The sequence below is a fragment of the Sphingopyxis sp. genome, assembly GCF_036261875.1.
Taxonomy (GTDB): Bacteria; Pseudomonadota; Alphaproteobacteria; order Sphingomonadales; family Sphingomonadaceae; genus Sphingopyxis.
Map to the genome: position 1 here is coordinate 125,841 of NZ_DATAJZ010000022.1, position 19,228 is coordinate 145,068.

The following is a 19,228-nucleotide window of genomic DNA, read 5'->3' on the forward strand; positions in this document are numbered from 1 at the left end:
TCACCCATCAATTGCTATATCCGATCAATGCAAAATTACCTGCCCACACTCAAACAGATGCAATATCTTGTTGCGCTCCACGACCACGGTCATTTCGGCCGCGCCGCCGATGCCTGCAACGTCACCCAGTCGACGCTGTCGGCCGGTATTCGCGAACTCGAGACTTTGCTCGGCCAGACGCTGGTCGAGCGCACCCGCCGCGTCGTCCGCTTCACCGTGCTCGGCGACAAGATCGTCGCCAAGGCGCACCGCGTGCTCCGCGAGGCCGAGGAACTGGCCGACATGGCCGCCGCTGCCGCCGCGCCGCTGGTCGGCGAGCTGCGCATGAGCGTCATCCCGACGATCGCGCCTTTTCTACTTCCCGGCTTGCTCCCGCGGCTGCGCAAGGAACGCCCGTCGCTCAAGCTTTTTCTGCGCGAGGAGCCGAGCGCGCAGGCGTGTGAATCGCTCCATCACGGCGCCGTCGACTGCGTTCTCCTTGCGCTTCCCTATGCGTGCGGCGACGTCGAAAGCGAGCCGTTGTTCGACGACGCGCTGTTCGTCGCCTTCCCCGGCGAGCAGGCGGAGGATCTTCCGGCCATGGTCAGCGCCGACCAGATCGACCCGGCGCAGATGCTGATGCTCGAGGACGGCCATTGCCTGAAGGACCATGCGCTCGCCGCCTGCAACCGTCCCGAACTGCGCGCCGGCGCGCGGATGATGGGCACTTCGCTCCACACCCTCGTTCAGATGGTCGACAACGGCCTCGGCATCACCATGCTGCCGCAGATGGCGATCGAGGCGGGCATCCTCGACCATACCGACATCGACACGCGCCCGCTCGCCTCCGACCACGACTGGCGCACGATCGCGCTGGTCTGGCGCAAGGGCAGCCCGCGCGCCGACGAATTCCGCCTGCTCGCGGACATTTTCAGGAAGCATAAGGCGAATTGAGTCCAACCGTCATCCCGGCGAAGGCCGGGATGACGCTGTTCAATCCCACCGCTCCGCGCGCCCCTGATCGCCCTCGCGCGGCTCGACCCATCGCACCCGCCCGTCGGCGAACGTCTCGCGCTTCCACAGCATCACATCGGTCTTGAGCCGGTCGATCAGATATTCGGTCGCCGCCAGCGCTTCGGCGCGGTGCGGGCTGCTCGCCAGCACCAGCACGATCGTCTCGCCGGGCGCCATCGCGCCGACGCGGTGGATCAGGGTCAGCGCCGCGAGGTGCCAGCGGTCGGCGGCGGTGTGGGCCAGACCGGCCAGCCCCGCCTCGGTCAACATCGGATGATGGTCGAGGAACAATTCGGTGAGGCCATCTCCACCGCGCACTCGGCCGATGAAGCTCGCGCTCGCGCCGTGCCCGCCGGCATCGTGCCGGTCGATTTCGGCAGCCACATCGATCGCGTCGGTCTGGACCGCAACGCAGATCATCCGCCCGTCACCGGCGGAAACAGCGCGACCTCGCGCCCCAGCACCGCGTCCGGCGGCGCCATGACGCCATCGATCGCGCCGCGGATGCGCGCCGGCTCGGCAAAGGCCAGTGCGCCCCGCGCATCGCGCGCCGCGAGCCAGCCGACCAGATCGGCCATCGTCGCCACCCCGGCGGGCGGTTCGACCACCTCTTCGGAAACCCCCATCCGCTCGCGCACCCAGGCGAAATAGCTGACCGTCAGCGCCACGGGCTCAATCCATATGCTTGAGGCCGACGCGCAGATAGTCCCAGCCGGTGATCAGCGTCAGCACCGCCGCGCCCCACAGCGACACGAGTCCTACGGTCTTGATCCATGCCATCACAGGCAACGCCCCCGCCAGGATCAGCGCGCCGAAGGCGATCAGCTGAAAGGTCGTCTTCCACTTGGCAAGCTGGGTCACCGGCATCGACACCTGCAACGTCGCGAGGAATTCGCGCAGGCCGGAGACGATGATCTCGCGCAACAGGATCATCAGCGCGGCGATGACATGATAGCCGGTGATGTCGCGCGTGAAGACGAGCAGCAGGATGACGGCGGCGATCATGATCTTGTCGGCGATCGGATCGAGAAAGGCACCCAGCCGCGACACGATGCCGCGCGAGCGCGCAACATAGCCGTCAAAATAATCGGTGATGCCCATCAGGCAATAAAGGCCAAAGGCGAACCCGTAATCGATCGGCTTCGGCTGGTGCCCGCCGGGGGCGATCCCCGGCCACAACAGGAACAGCAGGATCGGAACCGCCAAAATGCGCGACAGCGTCAATATATTCGGAAGGCTGAGCATGATCCCTGCGGGCGTATCCGTTCCAAAATGGGCTTTGACCGTGCAAGCCCTAACCGATAAGCCCCCCCGGCGACAACAAGATTGCCTCTGGGGGGAACATCCAGGGCGGGCGTTGCCGCGATGTCGGGCTGCAAGAGTGGATTTTCAATGACCGGTTCCTTTGCGCTGATGAAGCAACGCCGGTTTCTGCCCCTGTTCGCGACGCAGTTCCTCAACGCTTTCAACGACAATTTCTACAAGATGGCGATGGTGATCCTCGTCACCTTCACCATCTACAAGGATCCGGAGACCGAGGCGTGGTTCAACGCGCTCGCGGGGGGGCTGTTCATCCTGCCCTTCTTCCTCTTCTCCGCGCTCGCGGGCCAGCTTGCCGACAGCACCGACAAAACGCGGATGATCCGCCTCATCAAGTCGGCGGAAATCGGGATCATGATCGTGGGCGCCAGCGGTATCTGGCTGCACAATGTCCCGCTGATGCTGCTCGCGCTCTTTTCGATGGGGATGCACTCGACCTTCTTCGGGCCGATCAAATATGCGATTCTGCCCCAGCACCTCGAGGAGGATGAGGTGCTCGCCGGCACCGGCTGGGTCGAGGCGGGCACCTATATCGCCATCCTCGGCGGGACGATCGTCGGCGGCCTCACCCCGCCGCATATCGCGATCCCCGGCATCGTCGTCGTCGCGGTCATCGGCCGCCTGACAGCCAGCTTCGTTCCCGCCGCGCCGCCGGAAAAGGAAGCTGAAGGGCTCGTCATCGACCATAATGTGCTGCGGTCGTCGTGGCAGATCGTCAACGGCACGATGCATATCCCGCGCCTGTTCCTCGCCATCGTCTCGATCAGCTTCTTCTGGGCGATCGGCGCGATATTGGCGGCGCAATTCCCGCCGCTCGTCAAGAATGCGCTCGGCGGCGACAACACCGTCGCGACGATGTTCACCGCCATCTTCTCGATCGGCGTCGCGATCGGCTCGATCGTCGTCAACCGGCTGCTGAAGGGTCATGTCTCGGCGCGCTATTCGCCAGGATCGGTGATCGTGATGGGCCTTTTCGTCCTCGACCTCTGGTGGTCGGTGAAAGGCTGGGTCCACGCCGATGCGACGCTGATGGACTGGCGCGAATTTCTGTCGCTCAACGCGGGCGACCGCATCATCTTCGACCTGTTCGGCATCGCGGTCGCCGGGGGCATGTTCGTCGTTCCGCTCTATGCCTTCCTGACCACCACCGTCGCCAAGTCGCAGACCGCGCGCACCGTCGCCGCGAATAATATCGTCAATTCGGGCTTCATGGTCGCGGCGACGCTGCTGCTCAGCGTGCTGATCGGCCTCGGGCTGACGATCGACGACACGCTGCTGATGGTCGCGGCGATGTGTCTGGTATCGGCCTTCCTCGCATGGAAGCTACATAAGGCCTGCGACTAGATCAGGAACATCATCGTCGCGACGAAGAAGATCGCGAAACTTTCCAGAAACAGCCGCATATCGCCGTCGCGCGACCAGAAGGATGGAGCCGCTCGCCCCGCGCGCAGCGCGCCCACCAATTCGCCCTGCCAATCCTCGGGCGCATTCAGCCTCGCGATGGTCACCTGCCGCGCCGCGTGCGCGCGCAGCCGTTCGCGAATGTCGATCTGTCGGCCCGAGTCCATGCCGCGAAGCTAGGGCGTGCTTAACGAGTCGATAAGGTTAAAAAAGCGTTAACGCCGTCCCTGTCCCGGCGCGGGACGAAAGCGCGCGATTTGCTTAATCGCGCGGCATCGGCCGCACGCGCACGCTGCGACGGTCGGCCAGTCCTTTCTGGAACGGCCGGCATTGCTGCGGCTTCATCCGCGGGCCGAGGCACAGGCGCACCTCGTCGAGCCAGCCGTCGCGGTCGGCCGCGACCGCGATCATCGTCTCCTTCACCCCCGGATTGACCGCTGCGAAGGCGCGCCGGATGCTGCCCCCGGTCTGCGGCGCCGCCGCCAGCCGCGTCATGTCCGGAAAGCGCACCGCGCGGAACAATATTTCGGCGGCGCGGAAATAGGCGGCCGGATGCGGGCTCATGCAGGTGCCGTGTTTGGCCCATTCATGCTGCAAGAGCTGCGCCGAGGGGGTCATGCACATATGCTTCTTCAGCACCGGCTGCGGCACGATCTTGGCGGGCAGGCACCATTGCGGATAACCCGGATCGCCCGCCTCGGGCCACAGCCCGTGCAGCACCCAGCCGAAACGGCCATTCTCTCCCGAACATTGGAAGCGGTCGCGCGCGTCCCTCGGATTGCGCACCCTCGCGCAGCGCTGCGGTGACCAGCTCATGCTGAGCAGATAGCCCGCGACCGGCACCTTGCGCACCGGCTCGCCGCGTCGCGGCTGTTCAAGGCGCGGGACGGGAACGCGGTCGGGCGCGACGCAGGCGGGCGATTGGGCCTGCGCGGCAGAGGGCGCGAGCAGCAGCGCCAGCGCAATATCAAGCCAGCGCAAAATCGAGCCCGATGTCGGCCGCCGGCGCCGACTGCGTCAACCGGCCCACCGAAACATAAGTCACCCCCGTCGCCCCGATCGCGCCGATCGTGTCGAGCCGCACGCCTCCCGACGCCTCGGTCGGCACGCGGCCGCCGACGATCGCAACCGCCTCGCGCAGCGCGTCCGGCCCCATATTGTCGAGCAACAGGTGCGTCGCCCCGGCCTTCAGCGCCGGTTCGACCTGGTCGACGCGGTCGACCTCGACGATGATGTTTTCGATCCCCGCCGCGACCGCGCGGCGCACCGCTTCCTCGACCGATCCGGCGACCGCCACATGATTGTCCTTGATCATCGCCGCGTCCCACAGGCCCATGCGATGATTCGTCGCGCCGCCCATCCGCGTCGCATATTTCTCCAGCACCCGCAGGCCGGGAATCGTCTTGCGCGTGTCGAGCAGAGTCGCGGTGCCGCCGAGCGCATCGACATAGCCGCGTGTCATCGTCGCAATTCCCGACAGATGCTGCACCGTGTTCAGCGCCGACCGCTCGGCGGTCAGCATCGCGCGGGCATTGCCCGACAGCCGCATCAGGTCGCTTCCCGCCGCCACCCGTTCGCCCTCGGCAACCAATATGTCGATCTCCATCGCGGGATCGAGCGCGCGGAAAAAGGCCTCGGCGATCGGCAGGCCCGCGACGGTGATCGCGTCGCGGCTGTCCATCACCCCCGAAAAACGCGCGTCGGCGGGGATGGTCGCCATCGAAGTGATGTCGCCGCCCGACCCCAGATCCTCGGCCAAGGTGTTGCGGACAAAGGCGTCTAGGTCGAGACCGGAAAGGGAAAAATCGCTCATAGGGCGAGCGATAGAGCGAACCCCACGCAAATCAACTTGACGTTTACGTCAACTGGCGCTGACATGGCGGCAAATAAGGAAATGGAGAGACCCCATGCAATCCCCCATCTGCGCCATGCTCGGCATCGAATTTCCCCTGCTCGCTTTCTCGCACTGCCGCGACGTCGTCGTCGCGGTGTCGAAGGCCGGGGGCATGGGTGTGTTCGGCGCCGCGGCGCTGCCGCCCGAACGGCTCGAGGAAGAGCTGGCGTGGATCGACGCGCATATCGGCGGGCGCCCCTATGGCGTCGACCTGATCGTCCCCAATAGCTTCGCCGGCAAGGGCGAGGCGCCGACGTCCAACGCCGCCAAGGTGCCCGAATCGCACCTCCGCTTCGCCGCCGACCTCCTCGGCAAGTTCGACGTCGATGCGGCGGGGCTCGAAGAGGCGATGGAGACGCGGCAGAGCTTCGGCGACAATATGCACGAGGACGGCGCGGCGCGGCTGCTCGAAGTCGCCTTCCGCCATCCGATCGCGCTGATCGCCAACGCGCTCGGCGTGCCGCCGCCGCTGATGCTCGAACTCGGCAAGCGCCACAAGGTGCCCGTCGCCGCGCTCGTCGGCACCCGCGACCATGCGCTGGCCCAGGTCCGCGCGGGGGTTGATATCCTCGTCGTCGCGGGCGGCGAAGCCGGCGGCCATTGCGGCGAGGTCGCGACGATGGTGCTGGTGCCCGAGGTCGCGGCGGCGGTCGAGGCGGTCGGCGCGACGACGCCGATTCTCGCCGCGGGCGGCATCGTCACCGGGCGCCAGATGGCGGGGGCGATGGCGATGGGCGCGCACGGCGCCTGGACCGGATCGGTCTGGCTGACCACGGCCGAGGCGGAGACCAACCCGGTCGTGAAGGAAAAGATGCTCGCAGCTTCGGCGCGCGACACCGTGCGCTCGAAGAGCCGCACCGGCAAACCCTCGCGCCAGCTCCGCTCGCCGTGGACCGACGCCTGGGAAGCCGAGGGTGCGCCCAAACCGCTCCCGATGCCGCTGCAATCGCTGGTCAGCGAACCGGCGCTGCGCAAGGTCGATAAATTGTCCGAGGGCGGCCACGAAGGCGCGAGAGCACTCGCGACTTACTGGGTCGGCCAGGGTGTCGGGCTGATGAACGAGGCGATGGGCGCCGGGCAGGTCGTGCAGGCATTCAAGGAAGACTGGATCAGCGCCTGCGAACGGCTGAACGGGTTCGTGGGGGAATGATCCCAGCCGGCTTCATAAAATATTTGCGTGTCCCCGCGAAGGCGGGGACCCATCTCCGGTCGGTGCAAGATGGAACCGGCCGGAGATGGGCTCCCGCCTTCGCGGGAGCGCGGCTATTTTTGTTTACGCCACCGTCGCCTTGACGATCTTCCCCGGCGCGCGCGGCGGTTCGCCCTTGGGCAGCGCGTCGACATTTTCCATGCCTTCGATCACTTCGCCCCAGACGGTATATTGATTGTCGAGGAAGCGCGCGTCGTCGAAGCAGATGAAGAACTGGCTGTTCGCGCTGTTCGGGTTCTGCGCGCGGGCCATCGAGCAGACGCCGCGGACGTGCGGCTCGGCGTTGAACTCCTGCGGCAGGTCGGGAAGCTTGCTGCCGCCCATGCCGGTACCCGTCGGGTCGCCGCCCTGCGCCATGAAGCCCGGGATCACGCGGTGAAAGACGACATCGTCGTAAAAGCCTTCCTTGGCGAGCGTCGTGATGCGCTCGACGTGCAGCGGGGCAAGATCGGGGCGCAGGCGGATGACGACATCGCCGGTCGACAGCGAAAGGGTGAGCGTCTGGTCGGACATGAGGAGCTCCTGGTTGGAAGGCCTTGGGAAAGGCCTGAGGGATATGCGAGCGCCATAGCCGCGCCGCGCGGCAAAGCCACGCCCTAATTGCGCAAAAAGCATGTTCGCGGCGTTGCCATCATGCGGCAGCGGGATTAGGGGAAGGCCGGAAGCCACATCACACGCCGCATATTCCAGGGAGGACCGCGCGATGGACAAACGCGAAGAATCCCTGCCCCCCGACAACGTGTCACTCGATCACGCAACCATCACCGACGATCGCGAGATCGACCGCGATCCGGTCCAGCGCGAAGCCGAAACCGAACTCGACGAGGACGATCGGCTGAAACCCGCTTTCGTCCGCGACGTGATCGACCTTGCCGAAGCGGGCGAGGTCGAGGCGGCGCGCGAACGCGTCGGCCGTCTCCACCCCGCCGACATCGCCGACCTGTTCGAACTCGTCTCCGACGAGGACCGCCCGCTGCTCGCGCATGTGCTCGGCGACATGGTCTCGCCCGACGTGCTCGCGGAAATGAACGACCATGTGCGCGAACGGCTGATCGACCTGCTCGCGCCGGAGCAAGTGGCCGAAATCGCGTCCGAACTCGATACCGACGATGCCGTCGCGATCATCGAGGATATGGAGGAGGACGAACAGCAGGCCGTTCTCCAGGCGATGGAGCCCGAGGATCGCGCGGCGATCGAGGACGCCCTCTCCTATCCCGAAGAGACCGCCGGGCGCCTGATGCAGCGCGAATATGTCGCGGTGCCCGAGCACGTGACCGTCGGCGACGTCATCGACCGGCTGCGCGAAGATGCCGATCTGACGACCGATTTCTGGGAGATTTTCATCGTCGACCCAATGCACCGCCCGGTCGGCACCTGCCAGCTCAGCTGGATATTGCGCGCGCCGCGCACCATCGCGATCAGCGACCTGATGAAGCGCGAGCAGACGCTGATCCCGGTCGACATGGACCAGGAAGAGGTCGCGCTGCGCTTCCAGAAATATGCGCTGATCTCCGCGGCGGTGGTCGACAAGGCCGGGCGCCTGGTCGGCATGATCACCGTCGACGACGTCGTCCACATCATCCAGGAAGAGGCGGGCGAGGACATTTTGCGCCTGTCGGGCGCGGGCGACGGCGACATCAACGAGCCGATCGTGATGACGATCCGCACCCGGCTGAGCTGGCTGGTCGTCAATCTGGGCACCGCGATGCTCGCGGCATCGGTGGTCGGCTTTTTCGAGGGTGCGATCGCCAAATTCGCGCTGCTCGCGGTGCTGATGCCGATCGTGTCGGGCATGGGGGGCAATGCGGGAACGCAGACGTTGGCCGTCACCGTGCGCGCGATCGCGACCAATCAGCTCACCGCGTCGAACAGTTTGCGCATGATCTTCCGCGAACTCCGCATCGCGACGGTGAACGGCCTGTCGCTCGGCGTGCTGATCGGCACCGGCACCGCGCTGATCTTCGGCAATCCGCTGCTCGGCGCCGTCATCGCCTCTGCAATGCTGATCAACAATCTGGTCGCGGGGCTCGCCGGCATCCTGGTTCCGGTGACGCTCGACCGGCTCGACGTCGACCCCGCCGTTTCGTCGGCGGTTTTCGTGACGACGCTGACCGACATCATGGGCTTTTTCTCGTTCCTCGGGCTCGCGGTGCTCAGCGGCCTGACGGCGATGAACTGATCAAAGCGCTGGAATCCAAGCGATTCAAAAGAATCGCGAAAAAAATTTCATGGCTTCAATTTTTTTCGGGAACTTATTCGCCGCGCCGGTCGTTTCCTTTTCGAGCAGCGGCATCGCCCCCCCGCAGCGCTGCTCAGCAACATTGGCCCGGCCCGCATTCCCTCCCCCCCCTCGAACGCGTGCCGGGCCATTTTGCGCTCAAGACATGACCCGCAAGAGGTGATCCAATGACGAGTGTCCGTGTAATCCTTCTCACCCTGCTAGCCAGCTTTCTGGTCGCTGGCTGCAACACGGTGAAGGGCGTCGGCCGCGATATCGAGTCGGTCGGACAGGCCGGCGACGACGCCATTCACTGATCGGCGTGGTGCTGACTTACCCCTAGGCCTCTTCGAGAGGCTCGACAGGCGCCGCTTCGGCGCCTGTCTTGCGTTTGCGCTGGGTGAACCAGATCGCGAAGATCGACAGCTCGTAGAGAAAGACCAGCGGGATCGCGAGCAGCAACTGGCTGAGGATGTCGGGCGGCGTGAACACCGCCGCGACCGCGAAAGCGGCAACGATCATGTAGCGCCGCGCCGAAATCAATTGCGCGCGCGTCACGAGCCCCGCGCGCTCGATCAGCATCAGCAGGATCGGCAGCAGGAAAGCGATGCCGAACGCCAGGATGAACTGCATCACAAAGCTCAGATAATTGCCGACCGAGGGCAGCGCCTCCTGCGTCACCCCACCGACATTCCCCTGATATCCGAGCAGGAATTTGAGCGCGATCGGGATGGTGACGAAATAGGCGAAGCAGGCGCCGATCGCGAACAGCACCGGCGTCGCGAACAGGAACGGCAGCAGCGCGCGCTTTTCCTTGCGGTAAAGGCCGGGCGCGACGAACTTCCAGAGCTGGTTCGCGATCACCGGAAAGGCAATCATCGTCGCCGCGAACAGCGCGACCTTGATCTCGACGAAAAACGCCTCGAACAACTGCGTATAGATCAGCTTCCCCTGCCCCGCGACGACCAGCGGGTGGACGAGGATGCCGAAAATCGGCCGCGCGTAATAAAGGCACACCCCAAAGGCCAGGCCGACCGCGAGCAGCGACTTCAGCAGACGCGAGCGCAACTCGATCAGATGGTCGAGCAGTGGCATCTTGCCGCCAGCGCCATCCTCATCGGCGGTAACGGGGGTTTCGACGGGCGCTTCGACGGTCATGGCAGCGGCCCGCCCGGCGGCGGCACATCGTGCGTCTCGGGCTTGGCCGCTTCCGCCTCTTCAGATCCGGAAGGTTCGGCCGGCGCTTCGGAAGGCAGGATCGGCGGGGTCCCCGCGGCGACATCGTCGATGCGCGGGAACTCGCGCATGATCGCGTCATTCTGCTCGCGCCACTGTTTCTCGAGTTCTTCGAGCTCGGCCTCGCGCATCATCGTGTCGAGTCCGGCACGGAAATGGCGCGCCATGCCGCGCGCCTTGCCGACCCATTTGCCGACAAAACGCATCGCTTTCGGCAAATCCTTTGGGCCGATGACCACCAGGGCCACCACCACCACGAGCAACAACTCGGTGGGCGCGACGTCGAACATAGTTTAGCCCAATTCCCGCAGGCGGCTGAAATCAGCGGTTTTCGGTTTCCCCGGTCGCGTTCGGGGTCGGAATCGGGGTGGCATCGGGCGTCCGCTGACCTTCGATCTGGCGCGGCGCGGGCGGCGGCGCGTCGTCATCGGCCATGCCCTTCTTGAAGCTCTTGATGCCCTTGGCGACGTCGCCCATCATGTCGGAAAAACGGCCCTTGCCGAACAGCAGCAGGACGAGAATCCCGACCACGAGCCAGTGCCAGATGCTGAAGCTACCCATCTTCCAATCTCCTTGAGGCCGCTATCTAGGCGTCCTCGCCGTCTTTTACTAGGTCGAGTTCGCCCATCGCCTCCTCGAAAGCGAGGTCGACCGGGTCGAGCAGGCCCGCGGCGCGCAAATCCTCGATTCCCGGCAGATCCTTGCGGCTCGCGAGCCCGAAGTGCTGCAAAAAGGCGTCGGTGGTCTTGTAGATCAGCGGCCGCCCGGGCACCTCGCGCCGTCCCGCGGGCGCGATCCATTCCGCCTCCATCAGCACGTCGAGCGTGCCCTTCGAGGTCTGGACACCGCGGATCGCCTCGATCTCCGCGCGGCTGACAGGCTCATGATAGGCGACGATCGCCAGCACCTCGGTCGCCGCACGCGACAATTTGCGTGGGTCGTCACGCTCGCGGCGCAGCAGATGGGCGAGGTCGGTGGGGGTCTGGAAATGCCAATGCCCGCCGCGCTCGACGAGTTCGATGCCGCTGCCCTTGTGGCGTTCGGCGATCGCCAAGATGATCGCGCGGACCTCGCCCGGCGTCATTTCATCGCCGAGACGTCCCGCGACCTGCCGCGCATCGAGCGGTTCGTCGCTCGCGAACAGCATCGCCTCTATCGCGCGTTCCAGATCGTCGATCATGCGGGTTGTCCCATTGGGGCTGCCTTCAGATAAAGCGGTTCGAATGCTCCCGCCTGCTTGAGGTCGACCCGCCCCTGCCGCGCCAGTTCGAGCGCGGCGACGAAGCTCGACGCGATCGCCGAGCGGCGCAGCGGCCCCTGATAGTCGGACGGCAGGAAATCTGACAGTTCGGCCCAGTCGACCTCGATCCCGATCATCCGTTCGAGATGCTGGAGCGCCGCGTCGAGCGTGATCACCGGGCGCCGCGCAACCATGTGGACGACGGGCTCGGTGCGCAGCTTGACCTGACCATAGGCCGCCAGCAGGTCGTAAAGGCTCGCATCCCAGCGCCGCACCTTGACGTCGCGCAGCCCCTCGGGCTTCGGGCGCAAAAAAACATCGCGGCCGATGCGATCGCGCGCGAGCAACCGCGCCGCCGCCTCGCGCATCGCTGCGAGGCGCTGGAGCCGCAATTGCAGCCGCAGCGCCAGTTCGTCGGGCGACGGCTCCTCCAGCGAATCCTTGGGAAGCAACAGCGCCGATTTCAGATAGGCGAGCCACGCCGCCATCACCAGATAATCGGCCGCGACCTCCAGCTTCGCGCGCATTTCGGCGATGAAGGCGAGATATTGTTCGACGAGTTGGAGGATGGAAATCTGCCGAAGGTCGACCTTTTGCCCGCGCGCGAGCGTCAACAGCAGGTCGAGCGGGCCTTCCCAGCTATCGAGATTGAGTTGCAGCGCATCTTCGCGCTCGCTCGCTGCCGCCGGTGCCAGTTCGAAGGCGAGCGGCAGTTCCTCCATCAGGCGAGCGCCAGCAGCGCGTCGCGCTGATCGACGAGCACCGCGAACTGGCGCGGATCGTGTGCGCCGACGATGCGGTCCATCGCGCCTTCGAGCCGCGCGCGCGACAAGGTGCTGATCGGATCGAGCGCCTTCGCGATGCCGATCATGTCGTCCATCTTCGCCCAGCAGTTGAGCGCGATATCGCATCCCGCGGCGACCGCATCGGCGGCGCGCGACGGAACGTCTCCTGACAGCGCCTTCATGTCGAGATCGTCGGTCATCAACAGACCGTGAAAACCGACGCGCTGGCGGATAATGCCGTCGATGATGGTCGGCGACAGCGTCGCGGGCCGATCCCGGTCCCACGCGTCGAAGATGACATGGCAGGTCATCGCCATCGCCGCATCGCGCAGCGCCGCAAAAGGCGCGAGATCGCTCTGCAAATCAAGGTCGGACGCGGTGACGGTCGGCAGCGCTTCGTGGGTATCGAGCATCGCGCGGCCGTGGCCCGGAATATGTTTGACGACGCCGACGACGCCGCCGGCCTGAAGCCCGCCGAGGATCGCGCGGCCCAGCGCCGCAACGCGCATCGGCTCGCTGCCGAGCGCGCGGTCGCCGATCACGTCGCTTGCTCCCGGCTGGCGCACGTCGAGCAGCGGCAGGCAATCGACTGTGATCCCGACTTCGGCAAGCATCACCGCAAGTGCCATCGCGTTGAGCCGCGCTGCCTCGATCGCGCTCGCGGGCGCGCGCTCGTAAAGCGCGTCGAACGCCGCGCCGCTCGGAAAATCGGGCCATTCGGGCGCCTTCATCCGCGCGACGCGCCCGCCCTCCTGATCGATCAGAATCGGCAGGTTGGCGCGCCCGTCGAGGCTGCGCAAATCGTCGGTCAGGCGCCGAAGCTGCTCGCGGTTCGCGATATTGCGGCCGAAGAGGATATAGCCCGCGGGTTCGCTGTCGCGAAAGAAAGCGCGCTCGTCGTCGGTCAGGGTCAGGCCCGAAAGCCCGAAAATCGCGGGTATCATCGTGCGTCAACCTCCATCGGCCGGCGCCCCCTTAGCCTCAACATGGCATGGCGGGGGGAACGAACCAATGTCCTCTGCGGCCAAGCGGGCCGAATCAGCGGACGACGACGCAATTTTCACCCGCGACGCGCAATTTTCCGCAGAGCGAGGCGGCGTTGGCGGCGCTTCCTGCCGCGGCGCGAAGCCGATAGACGGTCTTGCCCCCCGCCGTCGCCGGCGACACCGATTTGCCGAGGTCGGCCAGATAAGGAAAGCGCTTCGACAAATTGGTCCAGGCTTTCGCCGCTGCGGCCTCGCTGCTGAACGCGCCGAGCTGGATCGTCGCCGAACCGCCCGCCTGCGCCTTGTCCGCCGCCGCCGTGTCGCCGGTCTTGACCGACATCGCCGCGGGGCCCGGCTTGCCCTTGTCGGCGGCGGCGATGCGCGCCGCCTCGGCCTTTGCCGCGGCCGCCTTTTCGCTGTCGGCCTTCGCCTTTTCGGCCCGGGCCGCGGCTTCGCGCTCCGCCGGGGTCACCGCGGGCTCCTCGGGCATCCGCGTCGGATCGACCTTGCCCGCCGGAACCGCGCCCTCGGTCGCGGCGAAGCTCGCGTCGCCCTCACCCTCGAAGGTCTTGGCGCCGTCGGTCTTCGGCGCGATCTTGTAATCGCCCTTCTGCGCCGCGATCAGTTCGCCCTGCCCGCGCGCGCCGCCGTTCTGAAGCCACCACAGGGCGCCAAGCACGGCGCCGATCAGCAGCAAGCCGCCGAGCACCATCACCAGCAGGCGGACCGGGGACACTTCGCCATCGTCTTCATAGCCGTCGGCGGCTTCGAGCCAGGGCAGGCGATCCTCGCCTTCGAGGCCCAGTCCCTCGCCGCCCGTTTCCTCCGCGGTTTCGCCCTTACCCTCGGCCATCAGCTCATCTCCTCAAGGGCTTCCACTCCCATCAGGTGGAGCCCGTTTCGGATAACCTGCCCGATTCCGTCGGCCAAATAAAGCCGCGTCGCGGTCAGTTCGGGGTCGTTTGCCAAAATGACACGCGCTTCGGGCCGGTCGTTACCCATGTTCCACCAGGCATGGAACGCCGCGGCGAGGTCGCCGAGGTAGAAGGCGATACGGTGCGGCTCGCGCGCCGATGCCGCCGCCTCGACGATGCGCGGGAATTGCGCGAGCAGCTTGACGAGGCCGAGCTCATAATCGTCGAGCCGCGCCGGGTTCGGTTCCGCCGCCGCGACGCCGGCCTCAGCGAGCTTGCGCTTCAGCGACGCGATCCGCGCATGGGCGTATTGGACATAGAAGACGGGATTGTCGCGCGACGCCTCGACGACCTTGGCAAAGTCGAAATCCATCTGCGCATCGGCCTTGCGCGTCAGCATGGTGAAGCGCACCGCATCCTTGCCGACCTCGTCGACAATGTCGGCGAGGGTGACGAAATTGCCCGCGCGCTTCGACATCTTGAACGGCTCGCCATTCTTGAGCAGCCGGACCATCTGCACCAGCTTGACGTCGAAACGCGTCTTGCCGCCAGTCAGCGCGGCGACCGCTGCCTTGATCCGCTTGACCGTCCCCGCATGGTCGGCGCCCCAGATGTCGATCAGTTCGTCGGCATCCTGGCTCTTCTGGAAATGATAGGCGAGATCGGCGCCGAAATAGGTCCAGCTTCCGTCCGACTTCTTGATCGGCCGGTCCTGATCGTCGCCGAATTGCGTCGAACGGAACAGCGGCAGTTCGACCGGTTCCCAATCCTCGGGGGTTTCGCCCTTCGGGGCTTCGAGCTGTCCGTCATAGACCAGATCATGGTCGCGCAGCCATTTCTCGGCCGCGGCGGGCTTGCCCTCCGCCTGAAGCTCGGCTTCGGACGAAAAGAGATCGTGATGGATGCCGAGCTTGGCGAGGTCGGCGCGGATCATGTCCATCATCGCGCTGACCGCCTCGGCGCGGAACAGCCCGAGCCATGCGCTCTCGGGCGCGCCGACATAAAGGTCGCCATATTCGGCGGCGAGCTTGGCAGCGACGGGTTTCAGATAATCTCCGGGATAAAGCCCCTCGGGGATCGCGCCGACGGCCTCGCCCAGCGCCTCGCGATAGCGCATGTGGGCCGAGCGCGCGAGCACGTCGACCTGCGCGCCGGCGTCGTTGACATAATATTCGCGGGTGACCCGATGCCCCGCATATTCGAGCAAGGCCGCGAGCGCATCGCCGACGACCGCGCCGCGGCAATGGCCGACGTGCATCGGCCCGGTCGGGTTGGCCGAGACATATTCGACATTGACCCGCCGCCCCTCGCCCATCGCCGAGCGACCGTAATCGCCGCCCTCGGCATGGATCAGCGCGAGCTCGCTCCGCCAGCTATCGTCGGCAAGGCGCAGGTTGATGAAGCCCGGCCCGGCGACGCTCGCTTCGGTCACTTCATCGAGCGCGCCGAGTTCGACTGCAAGCTGTTCGGCAAGCGTGCGCGGATTGGTGCCCGCGGGCTTCGCGAGCACCATCGCGGCATTGGTCGCGACGTCGCCGTGCGAGGGATCGCGCGGCGGCTCGACGCTGATCGCGCTCCGGTCGAGCCCGGCGGGAAGCGCGTCGCGCGCCTCCAGCGCATCGAGCGCGGCGTCGATATGGGCGGAAAAACGGCTGAACAGGGTCACGGCGGGCCTATCTTGAAGCGAAGAAAACAGTCGCGCGCGCCCTAACGCAGCTTTGGGCACGCGAAAAGCCCTGCCTCGCGTCGGCGCGGCAGGGCATGAACGAAAGCGAACGGCGCGGGCGCGCCGCCGCCAACCTTATCGTCGGACGTTATATTCGAGCTGATCCTGCGTGAGCTGGAAGCCGACGAGCAGTTCGAAGCTCGCGCGCTGCACCGCGGCGCGAACCTCGGGGATGCTCAGCGGGTCGATTGCGGCATCCTCTTCGCCCGCCTTGCGCTTGCGCGTGATGCGCTCGCGGATGTCGGCGGGCAGCGTCGCCGCCGCGCGATCGACATAGGCGGCGGCCTGGCCGTGCCCGGTGCCGCGCAGCTGCCCTTCGGCAAAGCTGACGGTGACCTGGCCGACGCGCTTGGCGATGACCGCAGTGCCGCCCTGCACCACCGTCGAGAAATAGGGCAAGGTCACGGTGCGCGCGGGGCCCGCGTCGCGGCGCGTCGCCACGACGTCGAAATTGGCGAGCTGATAGACTTTCTCGCCCTCGTCGTTGCATTGCGGCGTGACGTGGGTGATCGTCGCGACGACGTCGATCGCGCGCGCGTCGCGGCTGGTTGCCGGGTCGAACAGGGTGATGTCGCCCGTATAGGCCGGGACGGCGACCGCCGGGCAGGTGCTGCGCGTCGCGGTGATCCCCGCGCCGCCCGCCGACACGTCGATGTCATTGTCCTTCGCGCAGCCGGCGATCGTCGCCAGGGCCGCGCCCCCGCACAGCATGGCGACGAGTTTGCGGGACGAAGAGGAGATGAACATCATAGAAACCGGGCTTTCCAAATCTCGGGGCAGGTCCGACGAACCGGCTGTCCGACGCTCCATGCGCGCCGCTTCTTATCGGTGCGATGAACAAGGCGCAACACGGACGAACCTGCTTTACCGCATATGCCGAGCTAGGCTAGAGCGCGCGCACCATGAACGCTCCCCAACCGATCGCGCAGGAAAGCGCCGAACTCGCGGTCCTGATCGCGGCGCCGCGCGGCTTTTGCGCCGGGGTGGACCGGGCGATCCGCATCGTCGAACTGGCGCTGATCCGCTTCGGCGCCCCGGTCTATGTCCGCCACGAAATCGTCCACAACCGCTATGTCGTGGAATCGCTGAAGGCCAAGGGCGCGATTTTCGTCGAATCGCTCGATCAGGTTCCCGACGGCGTTCCGGTGGTATTCAGCGCCCACGGCGTGCCCAAGGCGGTGCCCGCGAAGGCCGAGGCGCGCGGGCTCGACTATATCGACGCGACCTGCCCGCTGGTCTCGAAGGTTCATCGCCAGGCCGAACGCGCGAACGAGAGCGGCCGCCACATCATCTTCATCGGCCACGCCGGCCATCCCGAGGTAATCGGAACGCTCGGCCAATTGCCCGAGGGTGCGATGACTCTGGTCGAATCGGTCGACGATGTCGCCGCGCTAGCGCCGCCCGATCCCGACATGCTGTCCTTTCTGACCCAGACGACTTTGTCGGTCGATGACACGCGCGACATCGTCGCGGCGCTCCAGCACCGTTTCCCGTCGATCGCCGGGCCGCGCGGCGAGGATATCTGCTATGCGACGTCGAACCGGCAGGACGCGGTGAAGGCGATCGCGCAGCGCTGCGACCGGATGATCGTGATCGGTGCTCCCAACAGCTCGAACAGCCTGCGTCTCGTCGAGGTCGCCGAGCGGCTGGGCACCCCGGCGCATCTCGTCCAGCGCGGCAGCGACATCGATCCGGCCTGGCTGGCGGACATCGCCACGCTCGGCATCACCGCGGGCGCTAGCGCGCCCGAAACGCTGGTGCGCGAAGTCATCGACGCCGTTGCCGCGCACCGCCCGATCATCGAGGATGTGGTGGTAACCGCCGAAGAAAACATGGTCTTCAAACTGCCGCGCGGGCTCGAGCCGGTGGCGGACTGATGGCGGTCTATACGCACGTCGATCCCGACGACCTCGCGACCCTTGTTTCCCGGTACGACATCGGCACCGTCCGGTCGTGCAAGGGCATCGCCGAAGGGGTCGAGAACAGCAATTATCTGCTCGAAACGAGCGGCGGGCGCTTCATCCTGACCCTCTATGAAAAGCGGGTGCAGGTCGGCGACCTGCCCTTCTTCGTCGACCTGCTCGATCATCTCGCGGGGCGCGATTGCCCGGTTCCGGCGATGATCCACGACCGCGAAGGCATTGCGATCCAGGAGATCGCGGGCCGCGCCGCCTGCATCATCCAGTTCCTGCCAGGCATTTCGCCGAGCCATCCGACGCCGGGCCAGTGCGAGGCGGTCGGCGCGGCGCTCGGCGCGATACACCGCGCCGCCGCCGATTTTCCGGGTGGACGCGAAAACAGCATGGGCCACCGCCACTGGCGCGCGATCGCCGATGCGACCGGCGACCTCGACGCGGTGATTTCGGGTTTGCAGGATATCGTCGAAGCGGAGCTCGCCTTTCTCGACGCGAACTGGCCCGAGAATCTTCCCGCACACGTCATTCACGCCGACCTCTTCCCCGACAATGTGCTGATGCTCGGCGAGACGGTGACGGGGCTCATCGACTTCTATTTCGCGGCGAGCGACTTTCGCGCCTATGACCTTGCGGTCACCCATGCATCATGGACCTTTTCCGACGACGGCAGCCATTGCGATCCCGTCCGCGCGCAGGCGCTGATGCGCGGCTATGCACGCGAGGTCGCGCTGAGCGAAGCGGAAATCGCCGCGCTGCCGCTGCTCGCACGCGGCGCTTCGCTGCGCTTCCTGCTCACGCGCGCTCACGACTGGGTACACACCCCGGCCGACGCGCTTGTCACGCGCAAGGATCCGGTGCCCTTTCTCAATCGCCTGCGCCGTTATCAGGCGAGCGATGCCGCCAGCCTGTTTGCCGCCGCATGACGACCGGCAAGACGGTGATCGTCGCCACCGACGGCGCGTGCAAGGGCAACCCCGGCCCGGGGGGCTGGGGCGCGGTGCTACGTTGGGGCGATGTGGTCAAGACGCTGGCGGGCGGCGAGCGCGACACGACGAACAACCGCATGGAATTGATGGCGGCGATCGAAGCGCTCGCCGCGCTCAAGCGGCGCTGCCATGTCGAACTGTCGACCGACAGCATCTATGTCCGCGACGGCATCACCAAATGGGTGCACGGCTGGCAGCGCAACGGCTGGAAGACCGCAGCGAAGAAGCCGGTCGCCAACGCCGATCTGTGGCAGCGGCTCGTCGCCGAGGCGGCGCGGCACGACATCGAGTGGCTGTGGGTCAAGGGGCACGCCGGGCATGGCGACAATGAACTGGCCGACACGCTGGCGAGCGACGCCGCGCTGGAAGTGGCGCGGGCGCGCTGAACGCCCGCGCCCTTCCT

At 66.2% G+C, this 19,228-nt stretch carries 24 protein-coding genes; 8 read left to right on the plus strand and 16 right to left on the minus strand.

Features of this window, described 5'->3' with window-relative positions:
• The first annotated feature begins 27 nt into the window (after positions 1-27).
• A complete protein-coding gene (locus VHO04_RS09875; RefSeq protein WP_329628165.1) occupies positions 28-933 on the plus strand; it encodes a hydrogen peroxide-inducible genes activator in 906 nt (301 codons plus the stop codon).
• Positions 934-972: 39 nt separating this feature from the next.
• Here VHO04_RS09875 and VHO04_RS09880 read toward each other — a convergent pair whose 3' ends face one another.
• Genes VHO04_RS09880 through pgsA form a run of 3 tightly spaced genes read right to left on the minus strand, consistent with a single transcriptional unit; the run spans position 973 to position 2,238 of the window.
• The gene (locus VHO04_RS09880) at positions 973-1,413 is read right to left on the minus strand and encodes a molybdenum cofactor biosynthesis protein MoaE (RefSeq protein WP_329628166.1); all 441 of its coding nucleotides are present in this window, start codon (positions 1,411-1,413) and stop codon (positions 973-975) included.
• Positions 1,410-1,661, minus strand: a complete 252-nt coding sequence (locus VHO04_RS09885; RefSeq protein ID WP_329628167.1) for a MoaD/ThiS family protein — start codon at positions 1,659-1,661, stop codon at positions 1,410-1,412. Before VHO04_RS09885 ends, VHO04_RS09880 begins: the two co-directional genes overlap by 4 nt.
• A gap of 4 nt (positions 1,662-1,665) precedes the next feature.
• Entirely contained in the window at positions 1,666-2,238 is a 573-nt protein-coding gene (pgsA, locus tag VHO04_RS09890) for a CDP-diacylglycerol--glycerol-3-phosphate 3-phosphatidyltransferase (RefSeq protein WP_329628168.1), read from the minus strand.
• A 147-nt stretch (positions 2,239-2,385) separates the two neighbouring features.
• Between pgsA and VHO04_RS09895 the strand changes: the two genes are divergently transcribed.
• On the plus strand, positions 2,386-3,657 hold the full coding sequence (locus VHO04_RS09895; protein ID WP_329628169.1) for an MFS transporter: 1,272 nt from the start codon (positions 2,386-2,388) through the stop codon (positions 3,655-3,657).
• Here the strand turns inward: VHO04_RS09895 and VHO04_RS09900 are convergent.
• The 3 genes from VHO04_RS09900 to nadC all read right to left on the minus strand — a co-directional run bounded on the left by VHO04_RS09900 (position 3,654) and on the right by nadC (position 5,527).
• Positions 3,654-3,881: a hypothetical protein gene (locus tag VHO04_RS09900; RefSeq protein ID WP_329628170.1), complete on the minus strand. Its 228-nt coding sequence runs from the start codon at positions 3,879-3,881 to the stop codon at positions 3,654-3,656. The genes VHO04_RS09895 and VHO04_RS09900 overlap by 4 nt on opposite strands.
• Positions 3,882-3,975: 94 nt before the next feature.
• On the minus strand, positions 3,976-4,695 hold the full coding sequence (locus VHO04_RS09905) for a ribonuclease T2 family protein (RefSeq protein WP_329628171.1): 720 nt from the start codon (positions 4,693-4,695) through the stop codon (positions 3,976-3,978).
• Entirely contained in the window at positions 4,682-5,527 is an 846-nt protein-coding gene (gene nadC, locus VHO04_RS09910) for a carboxylating nicotinate-nucleotide diphosphorylase (protein ID WP_329628172.1), read from the minus strand. Before nadC ends, VHO04_RS09905 begins: the two co-directional genes overlap by 14 nt.
• Before the next feature lie 94 nt (positions 5,528-5,621).
• On the opposite strand from nadC, the gene VHO04_RS09915 reads away from it, so the two are divergent.
• A complete protein-coding gene (locus VHO04_RS09915) occupies positions 5,622-6,758 on the plus strand; it encodes a nitronate monooxygenase (RefSeq protein WP_329628173.1) in 1,137 nt (378 codons plus the stop codon).
• A gap of 123 nt (positions 6,759-6,881) precedes the next feature.
• On the opposite strand, the gene VHO04_RS09920 is transcribed toward VHO04_RS09915, so the two are convergent.
• Complete coding sequence (locus VHO04_RS09920) at positions 6,882-7,331, minus strand: peptidylprolyl isomerase (RefSeq protein ID WP_329628174.1); 450 nt, start codon at positions 7,329-7,331, stop codon at positions 6,882-6,884.
• A gap of 190 nt (positions 7,332-7,521) precedes the next feature.
• Here VHO04_RS09920 and mgtE point away from each other — a divergent pair, with 190 nt between their 5' ends.
• Together mgtE and VHO04_RS09930 are read left to right on the plus strand one after the other, a co-directional pair.
• Entirely contained in the window at positions 7,522-8,997 is a 1,476-nt protein-coding gene (gene mgtE, locus VHO04_RS09925) for a magnesium transporter (RefSeq protein WP_329628175.1), read from the plus strand.
• Positions 8,998-9,224: 227 nt separating this feature from the next.
• On the plus strand, positions 9,225-9,353 hold the full coding sequence (locus VHO04_RS09930) for an entericidin A/B family lipoprotein (protein ID WP_257549682.1): 129 nt from the start codon (positions 9,225-9,227) through the stop codon (positions 9,351-9,353).
• A 22-nt stretch (positions 9,354-9,375) separates the two neighbouring features.
• On the opposite strand, the gene tatC is transcribed toward VHO04_RS09930, so the two are convergent.
• From tatC to VHO04_RS09975, 9 genes are all read right to left on the minus strand, one after another.
• Complete coding sequence (gene tatC / locus VHO04_RS09935) at positions 9,376-10,194, minus strand: twin-arginine translocase subunit TatC (RefSeq protein WP_329628176.1); 819 nt, start codon at positions 10,192-10,194, stop codon at positions 9,376-9,378.
• Positions 10,191-10,562: a Sec-independent protein translocase protein TatB gene (tatB, locus tag VHO04_RS09940; RefSeq protein ID WP_329628177.1), complete on the minus strand. Its 372-nt coding sequence runs from the start codon at positions 10,560-10,562 to the stop codon at positions 10,191-10,193. Before tatB ends, tatC begins: the two co-directional genes overlap by 4 nt.
• Positions 10,563-10,593: 31 nt before the next feature.
• Positions 10,594-10,833 carry a twin-arginine translocase TatA/TatE family subunit gene (locus VHO04_RS09945; protein WP_329628178.1) on the minus strand — a complete coding sequence of 80 codons (240 nt, stop codon included), beginning with the start codon at positions 10,831-10,833 and terminating at the stop codon, positions 10,594-10,596.
• A 25-nt stretch (positions 10,834-10,858) separates the two neighbouring features.
• Complete coding sequence (gene scpB, locus VHO04_RS09950; RefSeq protein WP_329628179.1) at positions 10,859-11,452, minus strand: SMC-Scp complex subunit ScpB; 594 nt, start codon at positions 11,450-11,452, stop codon at positions 10,859-10,861.
• Complete coding sequence (locus tag VHO04_RS09955; protein ID WP_329628180.1) at positions 11,449-12,234, minus strand: ScpA family protein; 786 nt, start codon at positions 12,232-12,234, stop codon at positions 11,449-11,451. The genes scpB and VHO04_RS09955 overlap by 4 nt, the downstream gene beginning before the upstream one ends.
• Entirely contained in the window at positions 12,234-13,241 is a 1,008-nt protein-coding gene (gene nagZ / locus VHO04_RS09960; protein ID WP_329628181.1) for a beta-N-acetylhexosaminidase, read from the minus strand. The genes VHO04_RS09955 and nagZ overlap by 1 nt, the downstream gene beginning before the upstream one ends.
• A 94-nt stretch (positions 13,242-13,335) precedes the next feature.
• Positions 13,336-14,136 (minus strand): SPOR domain-containing protein, encoded by an 801-nt coding sequence (locus VHO04_RS09965; RefSeq protein WP_329628182.1) that lies wholly within the window; start codon positions 14,134-14,136, stop codon positions 13,336-13,338.
• Positions 14,136-15,863, minus strand: coding sequence for an arginine--tRNA ligase (gene argS / locus VHO04_RS09970; RefSeq protein WP_329628183.1), 1,728 nt, complete (start codon positions 15,861-15,863; stop codon positions 14,136-14,138). The genes VHO04_RS09965 and argS overlap by 1 nt, the downstream gene beginning before the upstream one ends.
• A 135-nt stretch (positions 15,864-15,998) precedes the next feature.
• Positions 15,999-16,673: a hypothetical protein gene (locus VHO04_RS09975; RefSeq protein WP_329628184.1), complete on the minus strand. Its 675-nt coding sequence runs from the start codon at positions 16,671-16,673 to the stop codon at positions 15,999-16,001.
• 152 nt (positions 16,674-16,825) lie between these two features.
• On the opposite strand from VHO04_RS09975, the gene ispH reads away from it, so the two are divergent.
• The 3 genes from ispH to rnhA are packed head-to-tail and all read left to right on the plus strand — an operon-like array spanning position 16,826 to position 19,211.
• On the plus strand, positions 16,826-17,800 hold the full coding sequence (ispH, locus tag VHO04_RS09980) for a 4-hydroxy-3-methylbut-2-enyl diphosphate reductase (RefSeq protein WP_329628185.1): 975 nt from the start codon (positions 16,826-16,828) through the stop codon (positions 17,798-17,800).
• Positions 17,800-18,762, plus strand: a complete 963-nt coding sequence (gene thrB / locus VHO04_RS09985; RefSeq protein ID WP_329628186.1) for a homoserine kinase — start codon at positions 17,800-17,802, stop codon at positions 18,760-18,762. Before ispH ends, thrB begins: the two co-directional genes overlap by 1 nt.
• A complete protein-coding gene (rnhA, locus tag VHO04_RS09990) occupies positions 18,759-19,211 on the plus strand; it encodes a ribonuclease HI (protein WP_329628187.1) in 453 nt (150 codons plus the stop codon). Before thrB ends, rnhA begins: the two co-directional genes overlap by 4 nt.
• The last annotated feature ends 17 nt before the right edge of the window (positions 19,212-19,228 follow it).